Raw genomic sequence first — 17883 nt, 5'->3', positions numbered from 1 at the left:
GCGATGACCCCCGGGCGGCGGTGCCCCCGCCTGCCATGCCGTATGCGTACACAACTACCTCCTGTCGATCCGCAGTTGCTAGGCGAGGTAGCCGTCGGGGCGGATGAGGATTTCGTCGCCGTCGGACGCGTGGTAGGCGGCGAAGGCGGTGGGGGAGACGTAGCTCGCCCCGCTGGCGGTGGCGGGGTGGGTGAGGTCGACGGTGTGGGGGTGGGTGGCTGGGGTGCTGGGATTGAAGCGGAGGAGGGTTTCGTGGGGGCCGCGGAGGAGGTCGAAGAGGCGGAGGTGGTTGCCGTTGGCATCGGTCAGGTGGGCGTCTGGGGCGCGGTCGCCGGAGGTGAGGGGGCGGGGGTCGGCGGGGTCGCGGTAGGAGATGTCTAGTTGGCGGGTGTTCTCGCCGCGTTCCAGGGCGGACTCGTCGCCGTCGAGGTGCTTCTGCATCAGGTCCTCGCTGATGCCGAGGACGCGGGCCGCATTCGTGCGGCGCTCGGTCTCGTACGTCGCGAGGATCTCTTCGCGGCCGTCGGCGAGTTTCCAGCCGAGGTTGTAGGCGTCCTGCACTCCGGTGTTCAGGCCTTGGCCGCCGGTTGGCGGGTGTACGTGGGCGGCATCGCCGGCGATGAAGACGCGGCCGACGCGGAAGCGTTCGGCGAGCCGGACGTTCGGGCGCCAGACGGTGACCCAGGTCAGGTCGCGCAGCTTGGCGAAACCGGGGCCGGCGTAAGTGTCCATCAGGTCTTGGAGGACCTCGAGGGTCGGTTCGCGGTCCTCGTCGACGATCGGTGACGCGAGCTGGAACTGGTCGCCGCCCGACAACGGCGTCAGCACGATGCCCTGCATCGGGTTCTCCCGGCCGGCGAACCAGTACCCCTTGTCGTGGTCGAGCCCGTCGGCCGCCACATCGCCGATCAGCACCTTGATCGAATCGTCCGTCGTCCCCTCGAACGCGATCCCGAGCTGCTTGCGGACGAAGCTGCCACCGCCATCCGCGCCGACCAGGTACGTCGCCTCGACCGTCTCGCCGGTGGACAGTTCGGCGAGGACCCCGCTCGCGTCCTGCGTGAACCCGACGATCGCCGTGTCGAGTTCGACCTGCACGCCGTACGAGGCGAGTTTGGCGCGCAGGATCTCCTCGGTGCGGGATTGCGCGAGCATGCGCCCGTTCGGGTAAGGGATGTCCGGCGTGGGGTCGACGGGCTCGCGCATGCGGCGCTGGTCGACCTCGATGCCGTCGAGGTGGATGTGGAGCGTCGGCATGTCGATTCCCTGGCGGATGACTTCGTCGACGACACCGAGGTCGTCGAACACCTCGAGTGTGCGCGGCTGCAGGCCGTCGCCGCGGGATCCGTTGAAGAACTCGGTCGCCTTGTCGACGATGCGTACGGCGAGGCCGCGGCGGGCGAGGTCGATCGCGAGGGTGAGGCCGGTCGGTCCGGCGCCGGCGATGAGGACGGTCATGATGGTCTCCTTGGGTGAATTGTGATTCACTGAATCTGGATTCACTATGAACCTGGCTAAGGTGCGGTGTCAAGGAGGTGCTCGTGACGGAGACCGCGAGCCGCCGGGAACGGGCGGCGGGGACCGAGGCTGCGCTGAAGCAGGCGGCCCGGGAGGTGTTCGCCGCGCGCGGATACCTGAACACGAAGATCACCGACATCACCGCGGCCGCCGGGCGCGCGACGGGGTCGTTCTACAACCACTTCGCGGGTAAGGAAGAGCTGCTCGAGGCGCTCCTGAAGGACATGCTGGCGGCCGCGGATCAGCGAGTGCTGGACATCTCCGGGCACGACGACGACTTCAGCAAGCGGTCGGCGATCCGCTGGCACGTCGCGATGTACTGGCAGTTCTACCAGGACCACCTGCCGGAGATGATCGCGGTGAAACAGGCCGCCATGCTCGACCCGGAGCTAGGCCGCCGCCTGCAGGCGATCATGGCTGACGACGACGCCCACATGGCCGGCCACCTGGACCGGCTCCCCAATCCGCCGGCCGACCCCGCCGCAGTGATCACCGCCATGAACGCCCTGATGGAGGGCTTCGCCTACACCTGGCTGGTCGTCAACCCCGCCAACGGCCAAACCATCGAGCCCGACACCGCCATCGACCTGTTGACCGACCTTCTCCACCACGGCCTGGCGGGGGCAGCGGACCGCTGACACTCACCAACTCCTTGTACGGCGAGGAGTTCCCGCCTGCTCGCGGTGGCGGGGTGGGTGGTTGCGGAGGTTGGTGAGTGGGGGCGGTCCGCCCAGGGGCACCCGCGCTGGGGCACCCGCGCTGGGGCGCCACCCCGGTGGCACCCGCGCTGAGGCGCCCGGCCGTCACTCCACCGGCGGAGGCGGCCGACCTGTCACTCTTCCGGCGGAGGTGGCTCCTCTGCGCCTTCGCGTTCGTCGCGGTCGGCCCACTCCAGAAGCGGAGCGAGCGAGTGCGACTTGTCGTCGATGGTGGCGTGGAGGTCACCCAGCTCGGCGAAGCGATCGGGCACGGTAGCGATGGTGAAGGACTTGGGGTCGACGGTGTCGATCTCGTCCCAGTGGATGGGAGTGGACACAGTGCCTTCGGGGTTGCCGCGGACTGAGTAGGCGCTGGCGATGGTGTGGTCGCGGGCGTTCTGGTTGTAGTCGACGAACAGCTTCTTCGGGTCGCGGTCCTTACGCCACCAGGTGGTGGTCACGTCGTCGGGAACCCGCCGCTCGACCTCACGTGCGAACGCGAGCGCAGCCCGCCGTACGTCGGAGAACCCGTACGCCGGCTCGACTCGAACGTAGATGTGGATCCCGGAACCGCCGGACGTCTTCGGGTAGCCGTCCATGTCGAGCTCGTCCAGCACTTCGTGGACGACGTGGGCGACACTGCGGACCCGGTCGAACGGGCAGTCCGGCATCGGGTCGAGGTCGATGCGCCACTCGTCGGGTTTCTCGGTGTCGGCACGGCGTGAGTTCCACGGATGGAACTCGACGGTCGACATCTGCACGGCCCAGGCGACATGGGCGATCTCGGTGACGCACAGCTCGTCGGCGGTCCGGTTGTACCGCGGGAACTTGACCCGCACAGTCTCCATCCACGGCGGCGCACCATGTGGCAGCCGCTTCTGATGCACCTTCTCGCCGGAAACCCCCGACGGGAACCGGTGTAGCATGCACGGCCGTTCCCGCAGCGCCCGGACGATGCCGTCGCCCACGGACAGGTAGTACTTGACCAGGTCGAGCTTCGTCTCGCCGCGCGCCGGGAAGTACACGCGGTCCGGGTTCGAGACCCGGACCGTCCGCTCGCCGACCTCCAGCTCGATCGCCGGAGACTTCTCCTTGGCCATGCGATCAACCTAACCGCACCCACGGACAATCGGCAGGTACTACGCCAGTCGCGTCAGCCAACCGCGCGTGTCGGGCACTCGCCCGTACTGCACGTCCAGCAGCGCAGCGCGGATCGCAGCGGTGACCGGACCGGTCTCCTCGCTGATAGTCAGGTCCCCGTCGGGCCAGGCCAGGCGGCCGATCGGGGTGATGACGGCCGCCGTGCCGGAGGCGAAGACCTCGGTGATCTCGCCGGACCGGACGCCGTCCTTCCACTCGTCGGCCGAGATCCGCCGCTCCTCGACCTGGTACCCGAGGTCAGCTGCCAGCTCGAGCACGGAAGCGCGGGTGACGCCGGCCAGGATCGAGCCGGACAATTCCGGGGTGACGATCCGGCCGTCGCCGTACACGAAGAACATGTTCATGCTGCCGATCTCCTCGAGCCACTTGCGCTCGATGGCCTCGACGAAGGCGACCTGCTCGCACCCGTTGGCGTTGGCCTCGGCCAGGCCGACGAGGCTGGCGGCGTAGTTGCTGCCGCACTTGGCCGCGCCCGTCCCGCCAGGCGTCGCACGCACAGTGGAGGTGGTCAGCCAGATCGAGACGGGCCGGGGGCCGGTGTCGAAGTACGGACCGGCCGGGGACGCGATGACACCGAACAGCACCTCGTGGGCCGGTCGCACGCTCAGAGCTGCCTCGGTGGCGATCATGTACGGCCGCAGGTACAGGCTGGTTTCGCCATCGGTGGCCGATGGCACCCACACCTCGTCCACAGTGACCAGCGCGCGGAGTGCTGCAACGAATGCGTCCTCGGGCACCTGCGGCAGTGCCAGCCGCTGAGCGCTCGCAGTGAACCGGGCGGCGTTGCGCTCCGGCCGGAACGCCCACACCGATCCGTCGGCATGCCGATACGCCTTCAGGCCTTCGAAGATCTCCTGTGAATAGTGCAGTACGGCGGCGGCCGGGCTCACGCGCAGTGGCGCGTACGCAGTCACCTTCTGACCGTGCCAACCGCCGTCGACCGTCCAGTTCGCCGTCACCATGTGGTCGGTGAACGTCAAGCCGAAGGTCGGGGAGGCCAAGATGGCCTCCCGCGCTTCAGCACTCGCCGGATCACTCCGCAGCTCCACTGCGAAGTCCCACATGTCACTCGCCGTCGTTTGTGCAGTCACCCCCGGCACGCTACTCCCGACCGCCGCCCCACGACGACTCGCTGCCCACAGTGCGGCCGACCTCGGTACGCCGAGCCACCAGCAGCTCGAGGTTACGCAGTCCGGTCAGCGTCGGTGCACACCGGCGAACGCTGGTCAGCACTCGGTCTGCGGCGACATACAGATAGGTGGTGTGCCACTCGTCCGGTAGCTCGATCAGCACGCGCAATGCGGTCGCCAGTGCCGCTGGGCCTTGGCCGCCTCCGGCGAAGCACTCGGCCAGGGCCAGCTCGAGCAGAGCGCGCTCCTCCAAGCTCTCGTCGGGGCAGAGCTCCAGTGCCCGCGCGAACATCAGACAGCCCGCCGTCCAGTAGCCGAGGCTCGCGCAGACACTGCCCTCCACGACCTGCACCTCGTACGGCGTTGGGCCGCCGCCGGTGCTTGCCCAGGGCAACTCGTTGGTGCGGCCGAGGACCTCCGGCAGCAGCTCGTGTGCCTCGACGACCCGCCCGAGCGCGGCGAGGATGCGTGCGCGTGCCGCCCGGGCTCTGAACACCTGCCCGGGGTGGAGTGGTGCTCGCAGGGCAAACGCCAGGGCTTCGTCGGCCAGCTCCAGAAGCTGCGCTGGTGCGCGTCCCTCCGCAAGCCCGCTGGTGGCTTCGCGGCTGCGGGTGAGACTGCGCAGTCTGGGCTTGCCGTGTGCGTCGGCCAGTTGGCGGGCGGCCCACCACCAGCGCCTGGCCTCCCTGGCTCGCTCGCAAGCGGTGAGGGTCTCCGCGATCAACAGGCTGAGCTCCACTTGCCGGGCGTCGTGAGCAGCGCGGTCGCCGGTCGGTGGTGCGTTCAGCTCACTCACCAGGATCGGCAGCCGCCGCGTCGCGGGGAGGCCTTGGAGGTCGCTGGGCCCTTCCGACAATCCAGCCGGAAGTGCAGTCGTCAAGGTGGACGTCAGTTGCTGCCAGGCTGCCTCCAGAGGATTCAGCTGGAGCGTGGAGGCGCGGGCCTTGGTGGGTGTCCGGCGATAGGTTTCGGCCAGCCGCCCGTCGGTACCGAGCTCGCTGTCGCAGCGGCGCGCCAGATCGGCCGATCCCGGGCGTTGGCCGCGCTCCACCTGGGACAGGTAGCTGTGGTCGAACCCGACGCGGCCGGCGAGTTGGCGCAGGCTCAAGCCGGCCGCCTGCCTGCACTGCCGCAACTGCGGGCCGAACGCAACTAGTACTCGGGCTTCGGTTTCGGTTCGGGTCTCGGTCACAGGATCGCCCCCGTTCGTGGTGCGGGCCCTCCGGCCCGCTCACTGGTACGCCTGGTGGTTGCGGTGCGTGTCGTGAAACTTACAAGGCCCCTCCGACAAAAGCGGTGGTGCTGGGACGGTGGGCCGCTTCTGCTTGTTTTGTTGGGGTGTGGGCTGTTCGGGGAGCCCACTGCTCACACCTGGTGGGGCAGGTCGCAGGTGGGCAATCTTCTAGGCATGGACACGATGCGGCGGCAGGCTCGGCTCTTTCGGCTGGTGCGGCACGCCGACGCGTCCGGGATCCGGGGGACGGGCACGCTGGCCGAGGGTGTCGAGTGGTCCGACGGCTCCGTCGCGCTGCGGTGGCATGGTCCCTGGGCGAGCACCTCCAGCTGGGACCGGATGGAAGCGCTCCTCGCCGTGCACGCCGCCGACGGTCGGACTCTGCTGCACTGGTCATCCGGCGCGGAGCCTCCGAAGGAGGAGCCTGAGCCCCGAAGCCCGGCGCGCCGAGGTGACCAGCCGCCGGTCGCGGTGTGGTTGCCGGCGCCTGGCCTCGACGGACTGTGTGCGCGCTGCGGTCAGGTGTGGCCGTGCCTCAGCTGTGGGCCGTAGTCCGCGATCACGCTGGCGGAGATCGGACAGGGACGGCAATCCGACAGCGTCGGGCATTGACCCCGGAGTTATTAAGCCTCTCTACTAAATGCACCCCAACCGCCCCCGGGAGGTCCACCATGCGTTCGTGGCGTTCACGGCTCCTCGCTGTCGTCGTCGGATTGCTCCTAGTACTCGTCGGCAGCGCCCAGACCGCGCAAGCGGCGAACATCTTGACCAATCCGGGTTTCGAGAGCGGCTCACTGAGCGGCTGGAGTTGTTCGGGTGGCTCCGTCATCAGCAGTCCGGTGCGCAGCGGGGGCTTCGCGCTCAACGGTGCGGTGTCCAGTTCCGACTACGCCCAGTGCAGCCAGACAGTCACGGTCCTCCCCAGTACGACGTACTCGCTGTCTGGGTGGGTGCGCGGGTCCTACGTCTATCTGGGAGTCACCGGGGGCTCCTCGACCTGGACGCCGTCGGCTGCGAGTTACACGCAACTGAGCCTGTCGTTCACCACCGGTGCGAGTCAGACGTCCGCTCAGATCTACGTGCACGGCTGGTACGGCCAACCGGCGTACCAGGCCGATGACATCACCCTGGACGGCCCGGGCGGCAATCCGCAGCCTGGTGGGCCAGGTGTCCCCGGGACGCCGTCAGTCACCAGTACGACGAACAGTGCGATCGGACTGAGTTGGGGTGCAGCGACCGGCACTGTCACGGGCTACCGGGTCTATGAGGGTTCGACCGTGGTGCAGACAGTCACCGGTACGACGGCCACCGTCAGCGGGCTCGGTGCATGTACCAGCCACACGTACACCGTTGCCGCGTACAACAGTGTCGGAGAGTCGGCGAAGTCGGCCGGTGCATCGGTGACGACGACTGGATGTACCAATACCGGGCTGCCGAAACATGCGCTGATCGGCTACCTGCACGCGAGTTTCGCCAACGGCTCCGGGTACGTGCGGATGGCCGACGTACCGAGTGAGTGGAACATCATCAACCTGTCGTTCGGGGAGCCGACCTCGGTGACGTCCGGAGACATCCGGTTCAACCGCTGCCCGGCGAGCGAGTGCCCGAGTGTCGAGAGCGATGCGGACTTCCTGGCCGCGATCAAGGCCAAACAGGCCGCAGGGAAGAAGGTGCTGCTCTCGATCGGCGGACAGAACGGACAGGTGCAGCTGACCAGCGCAGGTGCCCGGGACACGTTCGTCAACTCGGTGAGCGCAATCATCGACCGCTGGGGCCTGGACGGGCTGGACGTCGATTTCGAGGGCCACTCGCTCTATCTGGACGCCAACGACACCGACTTCCGCAACCCGACCACACCGGTCGTGGTGAACCTGATCTCGGCGCTCAAGTCACTCAAGGCCAAGTACGGCGCGAAGTTCGTGCTGACGATGGCGCCCGAGACGTTCTTCGTGCAGATCGGTTACCAGTTCTACGGCAGTGGCACCAACGGCGGTGACAACCGCAGGGGCTCCTACCTGCCGGTGATCCACGCGATGCGGGACGCACTGACGGTCCTGCACGTCCAGGACTACAACTCCGGTCCGGTGATGGGGCTGGACAACCAGTACCACACCATGGGCGGCGCGGACTTCCACATCGCGATGACCGACATGATGAAGGCCGGCTTCCCGGTCGGGACCACCGGACAGACCTTCCCGGGGCTGCGGGAGGACCAGATCGCCTTCGGCGTACCGGCCGCGACCAGTGCCGGCAACGGCTACACCTCTCCCGCTGATGTGCAGGCGGCGGTCAACTGCCTGGTCAAGGGACAGAGCTGCGGTGGCTACACCCTGCGTGGCGGGACTTCACCGGCGTTCCGGGGGCTGATGACCTGGTCGATCAACTGGGACAAGTACTACAACTGGGAGTTCCGGAACAGCCACGCCCCGTTCCTCGCCGCCCTGCCTTAGCGGCGGTCGGAGGTCCACGCCCCGGTTCGGTTCGCGCCCCGCCCCCGCGGACCGAACCGGGGCCTGTGGACAATCGATCCCTGTTTGTGGGTTTTCGCTGGTATCAATGAGGCATGACAGCGTCGACTTCCCGCCCGGTGATTCTCACCGTGGACGACGACCCGGGCGTTTCCCGGTCCATCGCCCGTGACCTCCGCCGGCGGTATGCCGAGGAAAACCGCATCGTCCGGGCAGAGACCCCGGCCCAGGCCCTGGACGCCCTGAAGGAGCTCAAGCTCCGGGGCGAGCCGGTGGCGCTCCTGCTGGCCGATTACCGGATGCCCCAGATGTCCGGCATCGAGTTCCTCGAGGCCGCGATGGACCTTTACCCGCTCGCCCGCCGGGTCCTGCTGACGGCGTACGCCGACACGGATGCCGCGATCCAGGCGATCAACGTGGTCGACCTCGACCACTACCTGCTCAAACCGTGGAACCCGCCGGAGGAGAAGCTCTACCCGGTGGTCGACTCGATGCTGGAGCTCTGGAAGTCGACACCGGCGGTGTCGTCCGACGAGACCCGGGTCATCGGTCACCGCTGGTCCGCGCCGTCGTTCGCAGCCCGGGATTTCCTGGCCCGGAACGCCGTGCCGTACCAGTGGCTCGGTGTGGACGACGACGAGAGCCAGCGGCTGCTCGAGGCCGCCGGTGTCGACGGCTCCACCCTGCCGGTGGTCATTACGCCGGACGGCTCAGTGCTGGTCGCGCCGACCGAGGCGGAGCTGGCCGACAAGGTCGGTCTGGCCACCAACCCGGCCAAGGAGTTCTACGACCTCGTAGTGGTCGGCGGTGGTCCCGCCGGCCTCGGTGCGGCCGTGTACGGCGCCAGTGAGGGCCTGCGGACCGTTCTGGTCGAGCAGGTCGCCACAGGTGGTCAGGCTGGCCAGTCCAGCCGCATCGAGAACTACCTGGGCTTCCCGGACGGAGTGTCCGGGGCTCAGCTGACAGACCGGGCGCGGCGGCAGGCAGTCCGGTTCGGTGCCGAGCTACTGACGGCCCGGCAGGTGGTGGGGCTGGAGACGATCGGTTCGGCCCGGCGGCTCAAGTTCTCCGACGGGAGCGAGATCTCCGCGCACTCCGTCATCCTGGCCACCGGTGTGGCGTACCGGCAGCTCGATGCGCCCGGTATGGACGACCTGTGCGGCCGGGGCATCTACTACGGCGCAGCCACGACCGAGGGCCCGAGCTGTGCCGGCCAGGAGGTCTACATCATCGGCGGTGCGAACTCCGCCGGTCAGGCTGCGGTCTATTTCTCGAAACACGCATCCCGCGTGCATATGCTGGTAAGAGGTCCCTCGCTCGAGGCGACCATGTCGTCGTACCTGATCGATCAGATCGCCGGCATCGACAACATCGAGGTGCACACCTGCACGCAGGTGGTCTCCTGCAAGGGTTCGGAACACTTGGAGCGTGTGACGCTGATCAACAGCGCGACCGGGGAGAGCCGGGAGGTGGACACGGAGTGGATGTTCGTGTTCATCGGAGCGGCCCCGCGGACGGACTGGCTGCCCGGCGACCTACTGCGCGACGAGCGCGGCTTCGTGCTGACCGGACCGGACCTGCGAGGACGGCCACCGGGCTGGGCGCTGGACCGCGACCCCTACCACCTGGAGACGAGCATGCCCGGCGTCTTCGCGGCCGGGGATGTGCGGGCCGAGTCCGTCAAGCGGGTCGCCTCGGCGGTCGGTGACGGCGCGATGGCCGTGACCTTGGTGCACCGATACCTGGAGATGCTCTGATGACTGTGGCTGCTGACACTGGTGAGCTCCGCCGGATGACGCGCGACGAGCTGCGCACGCTGTTCCTGTTCGAGGCGCTCAACGACGAGCAGCTCGACTGGCTCGTCCGCGAGGGCTACGTGATCAGCGTGGCCGAGGGCCGCGTCTACCAGGAGGGGCAGGCGGCCACCTGCTGCTACATCCTGCTGTCCGGCGAGCTCCGGATGTGCAAGCTGCTGCAGGGTGAAGAGGTCGAGACGAATCGGAGCTCCCAGCGCGGCGTCTACTCCGGTGCCTTCAATGCGTTCTTCGGTGACGACGAGGGCAATACCTACAAGTCGTCGATGTACGTGCTGCAGCCGTCGGAGTTCTTCGTCATCGACGCGGCCACGATGGCCACGATGATCAGCACCTGGTTCCCGATGGCGGTGCACCTGATCGAGGGCTTCGTGATGGGCACCCGCCGCAGCAACGAGACCATCGGCCAGCGTGAGCGGTTGCTGGCGCTCGGCTCGCTGTCGGCAGGCCTGACGCACGAGCTGAACAACCCGGCCGCTGCTGCGGTCCGGGCCGCAGCGACCCTGCGGCAGCGGGTGGCCGGCATGCGGCACAAGCTGGCGATGCTTGCCGACGGCACCCTCGATGCGACCAAGCTGCACAAGATCGTCGCGATCCAGGAAGACGCGGTCGAGCGCGTGGCCAAGGCGCGGGACATGTCCGCGATGGAGCAGAGCGACGCCGAGGACGAGCTGTCGGACTGGCTCGACGACCACGGCGTCCGCGACAGCTGGGATGTCGCCCCGGTGCTCGCTGCCGTCGGTCTGGACGCGGACTGGATGGAGGGTGTGCGCGCAGCGGTCGGCGACGAGTACCTCGAAGGTGCGGTCCGCTGGCTCATGTACACGATCGACACCGAGTCCCTGATGAACGAGATCGACGATTCGGTCACACGGATTTCCACGCTGGTCGGGGCGGCGAAACAGTATTCGCAGATCGACAGAGCGCCGTACCAGATCGTTGATCTGCGGGAGTTGCTGAAGTCGACGCTGGTGATGATGTCGGGCAAGCTCGAGGGCCTGACGGTGGTGAAGGAGTTCGACCCCGAGCTGCCGCAGATCCCGGCGTACGCCGCGGAGCTGAACCAGGTGTGGACGAACATCATCGACAACGCGGTGCAGGCGATGAACGGGTCCGGCACGCTGACCTTGCGGACCCGTCGGGACGGCCAGTACGTCGTCGTCGAGATCGGCGACACCGGACCGGGCATCCCGGCCGACATCCGCACCCGCATCTTCGAGCCGTTCTTCACCACCAAGCCGATCGGCGAAGGCACCGGACTCGGGCTGGACATCTCCTGGCGCATCGTCGTGAAGAAGCACCACGGTGATCTCCGGGTCGACTCCAAGCCCGGCGAGACCTGGTTCAAGATCGTCCTCCCGGTCGATCCCGAAGCTGAGATCCAGGCCCAGGGTGACCTCATCTCCTGACCGCCGGAAATCCCGTGGACAGCGGCCGAAGGCGGGCCGGATGATCGGCGCATGGTGACTCAGAAGATTCGGTTGGTGGAGTTGCCGCCGCCGGCGATGGCGGCCCTGCTCGAGGGTGATCTGGAAACTGCCGGGGCGTTGACCGGGGTTGAGCTCGGGGAGTTGTTCGTCGAGGACCGGGCGAAGTGGCTGTGGGGCTACCGGTTGAAGCAGCTCGAGACCGAGCCGGAGGCTGCGGACTGGATTGCGCGGATAGTCGTCAATGAGCCGGAGGGCGCGGTGGTCGGGTACACCGGCTATCACGGGCCGCCGGATGAGGTCGGCATGGTGGAGGTCGGGTACACGGTCGATCCCGCGTACCAGCGACAGGGGTACGCGACCGCGATGCTCCAGGCGCTGCTCGATCGCGCTGCGGACGAGCCCGCCGTACGGGTGGTGAGGGCGTCGATCAGTCCGGGCAACGTCGCGTCGCTGGCGACGGTGGCGAAGTTCGGCTTCGTGCAGGTCGGCGACCAGTGGGACGACGAAGACGGGCTGGAGCTGCTCTTCGAGCTGCCCGTCAAGTGATCGGTTGCGTCGCCTCGACGTCGGCGATGGCGGCTCGGGTGGCGTTGGTGAAGGACCAGAAGATCCGCAGCGTGGTGTTCTTGCGGTCGGCGCGGGTGTTGGTGCCGAACATGGCCAACCGCAAGGGCGTGGTGATTTCGAGCTGCGCGCCTTTGCCGAGCAGCGTGCGGTTGGCGATGTTGTCCGGGTCGTCGCCGTTCAGATCGGGGACGTTGGCCGCATCGATTGCCCGTACGCCGGCCGCGGTGAATCTCGTGATGAGCCGCGACTTGAGCGTGGTGTTGCGGCCGCCGACGAGGACGGCCTGCGTACCGTCGGGGAGTCCGGCCTGGGATTCCTTGCAGCCGTGCAGGCCGATGGCGTTCAGCGAACCGGCTGCCAGCGAACGCGCGACGTGGTCGTCGCAGTGCGCGGACGTGACATGCAGGTCGCCGTTGCCGGAGCCGCGGAGGCCCTCGAACATCCAGTAGTCGTGCACCGGTCCGCTGGTCGCCAGGTCGGCGGGGTGGTAACCCGCGATCGCCAGACACAGCTCCGACGTACCGGTCTCGATGCCGCCGCCGTGCGGAGCCAGGATCACCGTCCGCTGTACGCCGTACCGCTGGGTGAGGTCGTTGTCGAACCACTCATGCCGGCGGAACCGCCGCGCGTAGTCGACGCCCTCGGCCAGTTCGGGGTCGGCGTACAGGGCGGTGTTGGACGGATATCTGTCCGCGACCGCCGATGCCGTCAGCATTCGTGAACCCGCGGCTGCGACTACAGCCATCCCCAGAAAGCCCCGCCGTGAGCTGCGCATCCACCTACTCTGCGGTCGATCCGGTACTCCGGTCCTCGCCACCCGGCGTGTCGCGATGTGAGACTGGGGCATGTTCACCTTGGCACAGACCAACGAGGTTTGCGGACAGGTACGAGATGGCGACTGAGCCGACGCATGCGGTGTTCACGGTGGCGGCTGAGGCTGACAAGGACGCGATGGCTGAGCAGCTGCGTTTGCACGAGACGGGGGTGACGTCGTACGTCGAGATGTCGCGGGGGCTGGCCGAGGCTGGCGTGGAGAAGTGGATCTTCGACACTGGGGCGTTGACGATCGCGTACTACGACCGGGCGGGGAACGTGCTGTTGTCGGAGCAGATCTAGTGGCCGACCTGCAGGGGTTGGCGGATCGGGTGGTTGCGTCCGGCGAGGTGCCGGGCGCGGTTGTCGGGCTCACGGATGGTCGCTCGCAGTGGGTGGTTGCGGCTGGGACTGACGGGCCGGGCGGAGCCGAGTTGGCGTCCGATGCGGTGTTTCGGATCAGCTCGATGACCAAGCCGTTGGCTGCGGTGCTGACGTTGCAGCTGGTTGAGACTGGTGTGTTGGGGTTGCAGGATCCGATCGAGCGGTGGTTGCCGGAGCTTGCCGGGCAGCGCGTCGTACGGCGGCTCGACGGTCCTCGCGATGACACGGTGCCGGCGGAGCAGTCGCCGACTGTCGAGGACCTGTTGACGATGCGGTTGGGGTTCGGATTCGCCTTTGAGGTGGAGTCGTGTCCGGTGCTTGAGGCGGCTGGTGAGTTGGGGTTCGGACCGCCTAAGCCTTCTTCGGTGACGCTTGATCCGGATCGGTGGATCGCGCGGTTCGGTGAGTTGCCGCTGATGGAACAGCCGGGGCGGCATTGGCGGTACGAGTTGGCGTACGGCGTACTCGGGGTCCTGCTCTGGCGGGCGAGTGGGGTCGCGTTGCCGGAGCTGTTCCGGCGGCGGTTGTTCGAGCCGCTGGGGATGCATGACTCGGGGTTTGTGGTGCCTTCGCATGCGCGGAATCGGCTCGTGCGTGCTTTCGCGGGTTCTGAGTTGTTTGACGAGGCGGCGACCAGTGATTGGTTGACGCCACCGGTGTTCCCGGACGCTGCTGGTGGGCTGGTCTCGACTGCTGGTGACTACCTTCGGTTCGTGGCCGCGCTGTTGAATGGCGAGCTGCTGCGACCGGATCTCGCGGCGGCGATGGTCTCCGATCAGCTGACTGCGGAACAGCGCGCCGGGGCGTCGGCGCAGATCTTCCTGGACGGCGGCGGCTGGGGGTACGGCGTGCAGGTCGTCGGACGGCGGTACGGATGGGGCGGTGGTCTGGGCACCCTCTGGTACTCGTACCCCGCGGCCGGCATCGGCGCCGTACTGATGACCCAGGTCCTGCCACCGTCACCAGCAACGGTTGCCACGTTCGTGGACACGGTCGGGGCATGGGCCTCGAGGTAGAGGGGCGGACCCGGGGGCCATCACAAATGGAGGTTGCGGCTTGGGTTGAGCGTGGGCTGGGGGCGTGAGGAGCAGTTGTGATGGTGTTCAGGTCCGGGCTCCCATCACGCACCAACTGTTGTGGGTGGACTGGTGGTGAGCGTGGGTTGGACGGTGGTGGCGGTCCGGGGTTAGCGGAGGGCGGTGCCTTGGGTGTGGGTTAGGAGGGTCAGGTCTTGGCGGGTGGGGAGGGATTCCCAGTCGCCGAGGGCGGTGACGCAGAAGGCGCCTGAGGTGGTGGCTCGGGTCAGGCGGTCTTCGGGGGCCAGGTTGTCGAGGGTGGCGGAGAGGTAGCCGGAGACGAAGGCGTCGCCGGCGCCGATGCTGTCGACGACGGTGACAGGCAAGGCTGAGCTGTGGAGGGTGCCGGATGCGGTGTGGGACCAGGCGCCTTTGCCGCCGGCGGTGACTACAACCTCGGTCGCGGTGCTGAGGAGGTCGGCGATGGGGTCCTCGGCGCTGGTGAGGATGTCGAGTTCGTCGTCGGACGCGAAGACGGTGTGGATGTGGGGGAGGAGCTCGCGGAGGGCCTCGGCTTCTGCGCGGGACCAGAGGCGGGCTCGGTAGTTCACATCCAGCGAGACCTGTACGCCGGCCGCCGCAGCAGCCTGTACGACGGCCAATGTCGCGGCGCGAGTGGTCTCGGAGAGCGCGGGCGTGATGCCGGTGACATGGAGGAGTCGCGGCTGGACCCCTTCCAGTGCGGTGATGCATTCGGAGGCGGTGAGGGTGGAACCGGCGGAACCGCGGCGGTGGTAGCTGACGCGGGTGATGTCGTGCGACGGCTGGTCGAAGGCGATGAAACCGGTGAAATCCGTGTCGGAGAAGCGGATCCAACCAGTGTCGACGCCCTCGGCGCGTAGCGTGCGCTGGATCAGCCGACCCGGTTCGTCGTTGCCGACAGCACCTAACCAGGTCGCGGTGTGACCGAGGCGGGCGACGCCGATCGCGACGTTCGTTTCGGAACCGGCGATGGACAGGTGCGCGTCGCCGCCGAGCCGCATGGCGCGGGGAGTGCGCAGCGAGACCATCGTCTCGCCGATCGTGAGCAGGTCGGTCATCGCATTTACTCCGAGATGTTGAGGAAGGCCTTGGCGCGGTCGGCGAGGTCCGCGAGGGAACCGCCGGTCCCAGCATCGCCCAGCAAGGGGGAACCGACACCGACGGCGAGAGCTCCGGCGGCGAGGTATTCGGGCGCAGACTTCGCATCGATGCCGCCCACCGCGATGAGTGGGGCGTGCGGGAGGGGAGCGGCGAGTTCGCGGAGGTAGGAGGGGCCGTGGACCTTGGCGGGGAAGATCTTGACGGCGGTGGCGCCCAGGTCGAGGGCCGCGATCACCTCGGTGGGAGTGAGAGCGCCGCAGAGCAGCGGGAGGCCGAGGTCGACGGCGCGGCGGGCGCCTTGGGTGATGCCGGGGGTGACGACGAAGGTGGCGCCGGCGGCGGCTACCTCGTCGGCCTGGGCGGGGGTGAGGACGGTACCGGCGCCGATCAGGATGGTCGGGTTGTGGGCGGCTCGGGCCTGCCGGATAGCCTGAACCGCGCCGGGGGTGGTGAGGGAGATCTCGAGGGCGGTGATGCCGGCTTCGACGAGGGTGTCGACGCAGGCGACGGCACGCTCGGGGGAGTCGGCGCGGATGATCGCGAGGATGGTGCGGTCGCGGAGTTCGGCTAGCAGATCCATGGTGACTCCTGAAGACATAGGACGTCTGATGTACTCTGGTTCGGAACGCTGAAAGAAGCTAAATTACTGCGAGAACAACCTGTGAGGTTGTTTACTTTCCGTTCATTTGGAGGCATCCGCCCATGCCCAAACGCCTTCCACTGCTCATCGCGCTCAGTCTGCTGCTGCCGACTGTGCCGATGTACGCCGAGGCCGACAATCAGCCCGCTGCGATCACGCAGACCGTGCTGTTCAACAAGGGGGATGCCGGCTACGGCTGCTACCGCATCCCCGCCATTGTGAAGACCAAGACGGGTGCGCTGCTCGCCTTCGCCGAGGCTCGGCGCGCCTGGTGCGGTGACTCGCAGGAGATCGACCTGGTCGTGAAGCGGTCGGACGACGACGGCCGGACCTGGTCGGAGGCCAAGACCGTCCTGTCCGGGACCGATGCGGATCCGAACGCGGTCGCCACCCGCGGCAACCCGGTCCCGATCGTCGACCAGGAGACCGGCAAGATCGTGCTGCTGACCACCATGGATCCCGGTACGACGAGTCGCCCGCGGACGCCGTACGTGCAGAGCAGCGTTGACGACGGATACACGTGGAGCAAGGCGACCAATATCGGTGCACAGATCGACGACCCGGAGTGGAGCTGGTACGCGACCGGGCCGATGCACGGCATCCAGCTGACGCGTGGTGCGCACGCCGGCCGGATGGTCGCCGGGACGAACTACGACGTCGACGGGCAGAGCGCGGCCCAGCTCGTCTACAGCGACGACAAGGGCGACACGTGGCACAAGGGTGCGACGGATCTGCGGACCGACGGACAGGTGCCGCAGGAGATCAGCGTCGTCGAGAAGGTTGACGGCGGTGTGCTCGCGATGGCCCGGAACAACGCTGGTGCGGCTGGCGCCAACCGGATGACCGCGGTCAGCAACGATGGCGGCGTCACCTACACGGCGCCGTACAAGACTGTCGATGGGCTGGTGACGCCGACTGTGCAGACTTCGGTGCAGCGGTTGCGGGCGGTTGATGAGGGGGCCAAGTACAACCGGATCCTGTTCGCCGGGCCTGCTGACCCGGATCGGCGGCGGTACATGACGATCCGGTCGAGTTTCGACGAGGGGAACACTTGGCAGTCTGTTGCTGAGGGCACCCGAATCACCAGCGACTGGTCCGGGTACTCGGACATGGCGATCCTTGATACCGGTGAGATCGGGCTGCTGTACGAGGCTGGGGCGGTCGACGCGCGGGATCAGATCCGGTTCGCGCGGTTCCCCGAGAACGACATCGGCCACCCGGATGCGCCGCTCGGGACGACGACCCCGGACGTGTCCGGGCTGGGTAACCACAGCTACCTGCGCGGCGGTACGACGTCGGTCGCGGGCAAGTTCGGTCAGGCGCGGGATCTTGATGGGACCGACGATGCGATCCAGTTGCCGTTCGCTGAGTCGCTCGCTGTCGGTGCGGGTGATTTCACGGCGATGACGTGGGTCAAGTACAACGCGACGACCGGGAATCACGCGATCTTCTGGGGTTACAACATCAACGAGTACTCGCAGTTCTGGCTGCGGGCTGAGCCGGGGGACAGTCGGATCCGTGGGTTGATCACCACTGGTGGGAAGACTGCGGTCGTGGCGACTACCAAGGCCTACAACGACAATGCCTGGCATCACGTTGCATTGCAGCGGAAGGCCGGGACGTTGGCGATCTGGGTTGATGGTGCGTCGGTCGCGTCTGTTGCTTCGCCCGCTGGTTCGGTCAGTCCGGGGCGGCCGTTCAAGATGTTCGTCGGACAGCGGATCGACGGTGCTCATCACTTCAACGGTTCGTTGGATGAGGTCCGGCTCTACAAGCGGGCGCTGACCGCGGCCGAGATCGGCAGCATCCGCACGAGCAACAGCACGACGGTCCCGAACGTCGTACTGGATCTGCCGCTCGGCTGACA

General features: G+C 67.6%; 16 protein-coding genes. 9 read left to right on the top strand and 7 right to left on the bottom strand.

The genetic code is table 11. The features are described from left to right. Positions 1-78 precede the first annotated feature (78 nt). Complete coding sequence (locus ACFTSF_RS36955) at positions 79-1458, bottom strand: FAD-dependent monooxygenase (protein WP_380159719.1); 1380 nt, start codon at positions 1456-1458, stop codon at positions 79-81. Positions 1459-1541: 83 nt separating this feature from the next. On the opposite strand from ACFTSF_RS36955, the gene ACFTSF_RS36950 reads away from it, so the two are divergent. Continuing rightward, positions 1542-2156 carry a TetR/AcrR family transcriptional regulator gene (locus ACFTSF_RS36950; protein ID WP_380159717.1) on the top strand — a complete coding sequence of 205 codons (615 nt, stop codon included), beginning with the start codon at positions 1542-1544 and terminating at the stop codon, positions 2154-2156. A gap of 194 nt (positions 2157-2350) precedes the next feature. Here the strand turns inward: ACFTSF_RS36950 and ligD are convergent, their stop codons facing one another. Genes ligD through ACFTSF_RS36935 form a run of 3 tightly spaced genes read right to left on the bottom strand, consistent with a single transcriptional unit; the run spans position 2351 to position 5699 of the window. Beyond that, positions 2351-3316, bottom strand: coding sequence for a non-homologous end-joining DNA ligase (ligD, locus tag ACFTSF_RS36945; RefSeq protein WP_380159715.1), 966 nt, complete (start codon positions 3314-3316; stop codon positions 2351-2353). 39 nt (positions 3317-3355) lie between these two features. Continuing rightward, positions 3356-4441 (bottom strand): branched-chain amino acid aminotransferase, encoded by a 1086-nt coding sequence (locus ACFTSF_RS36940; protein WP_380159801.1) that lies wholly within the window; start codon positions 4439-4441, stop codon positions 3356-3358. 37 nt (positions 4442-4478) lie between these two features. Beyond that, entirely contained in the window at positions 4479-5699 is a 1221-nt protein-coding gene (locus ACFTSF_RS36935) for a multiprotein-bridging factor 1 family protein (protein WP_380159713.1), read from the bottom strand. A gap of 216 nt (positions 5700-5915) precedes the next feature. Between ACFTSF_RS36935 and ACFTSF_RS36930 the strand changes: the two genes are divergently transcribed. From ACFTSF_RS36930 to ACFTSF_RS36910, 5 genes are all read left to right on the top strand, one after another. Then, positions 5916-6293: a hypothetical protein gene (locus ACFTSF_RS36930; protein WP_380159711.1), complete on the top strand. Its 378-nt coding sequence runs from the start codon at positions 5916-5918 to the stop codon at positions 6291-6293. A gap of 119 nt (positions 6294-6412) precedes the next feature. Next, positions 6413-8191 carry a chitinase gene (locus ACFTSF_RS36925; RefSeq protein ID WP_380159709.1) on the top strand — a complete coding sequence of 593 codons (1779 nt, stop codon included), beginning with the start codon at positions 6413-6415 and terminating at the stop codon, positions 8189-8191. 113 nt (positions 8192-8304) lie between these two features. Then, positions 8305-9966 (top strand): FAD-dependent oxidoreductase, encoded by a 1662-nt coding sequence (locus ACFTSF_RS36920; protein ID WP_344143913.1) that lies wholly within the window; start codon positions 8305-8307, stop codon positions 9964-9966. After that, positions 9966-11432, top strand: coding sequence for an ATP-binding protein (locus ACFTSF_RS36915; RefSeq protein ID WP_344143915.1), 1467 nt, complete (start codon positions 9966-9968; stop codon positions 11430-11432). The genes ACFTSF_RS36920 and ACFTSF_RS36915 overlap by 1 nt, the downstream gene beginning before the upstream one ends. A 51-nt stretch (positions 11433-11483) precedes the next feature. After that, positions 11484-11999, top strand: a complete 516-nt coding sequence (locus ACFTSF_RS36910) for a GNAT family N-acetyltransferase (RefSeq protein ID WP_380159707.1) — start codon at positions 11484-11486, stop codon at positions 11997-11999. Here ACFTSF_RS36910 and ACFTSF_RS36905 read toward each other — a convergent pair. Then, positions 11992-12735: a poly-gamma-glutamate hydrolase family protein gene (locus ACFTSF_RS36905; RefSeq protein WP_380159705.1), complete on the bottom strand. Its 744-nt coding sequence runs from the start codon at positions 12733-12735 to the stop codon at positions 11992-11994. The genes ACFTSF_RS36910 and ACFTSF_RS36905 overlap by 8 nt on opposite strands. 176 nt (positions 12736-12911) lie before the next feature. Here ACFTSF_RS36905 and ACFTSF_RS36900 point away from each other — a divergent pair, with 176 nt between their 5' ends. Together ACFTSF_RS36900 and ACFTSF_RS36895 are read left to right on the top strand one after the other, a co-directional pair. Further along, a complete protein-coding gene (locus ACFTSF_RS36900) occupies positions 12912-13136 on the top strand; it encodes a DUF1398 family protein (protein ID WP_380159703.1) in 225 nt (74 codons plus the stop codon). Further along, complete coding sequence (locus tag ACFTSF_RS36895; RefSeq protein WP_380159701.1) at positions 13136-14233, top strand: serine hydrolase domain-containing protein; 1098 nt, start codon at positions 13136-13138, stop codon at positions 14231-14233. The genes ACFTSF_RS36900 and ACFTSF_RS36895 overlap by 1 nt, the downstream gene beginning before the upstream one ends. 170 nt (positions 14234-14403) lie before the next feature. On the opposite strand, the gene ACFTSF_RS36890 is transcribed toward ACFTSF_RS36895, so the two are convergent. Then, complete coding sequence (locus tag ACFTSF_RS36890) at positions 14404-15333, bottom strand: sugar kinase (protein WP_380159699.1); 930 nt, start codon at positions 15331-15333, stop codon at positions 14404-14406. A gap of 5 nt (positions 15334-15338) precedes the next feature. Continuing rightward, entirely contained in the window at positions 15339-15956 is a 618-nt protein-coding gene (locus tag ACFTSF_RS36885) for a bifunctional 4-hydroxy-2-oxoglutarate aldolase/2-dehydro-3-deoxy-phosphogluconate aldolase (RefSeq protein WP_380159697.1), read from the bottom strand. 122 nt (positions 15957-16078) lie between these two features. Here ACFTSF_RS36885 and ACFTSF_RS36880 point away from each other — a divergent pair, with 122 nt between their 5' ends. Continuing rightward, a complete protein-coding gene (locus ACFTSF_RS36880) occupies positions 16079-17881 on the top strand; it encodes an exo-alpha-sialidase (RefSeq protein WP_380159695.1) in 1803 nt (600 codons plus the stop codon). The last annotated feature ends 2 nt before the right edge of the window (positions 17882-17883 follow it).

The organism is Kribbella sp. NPDC056951 (assembly GCF_042674205.1).
Taxonomy (GTDB): domain Bacteria; phylum Actinomycetota; class Actinomycetes; order Propionibacteriales; family Kribbellaceae; genus Kribbella; species Kribbella yunnanensis.
This window is presented reverse-complemented; position numbering and strand designations above follow the sequence as displayed.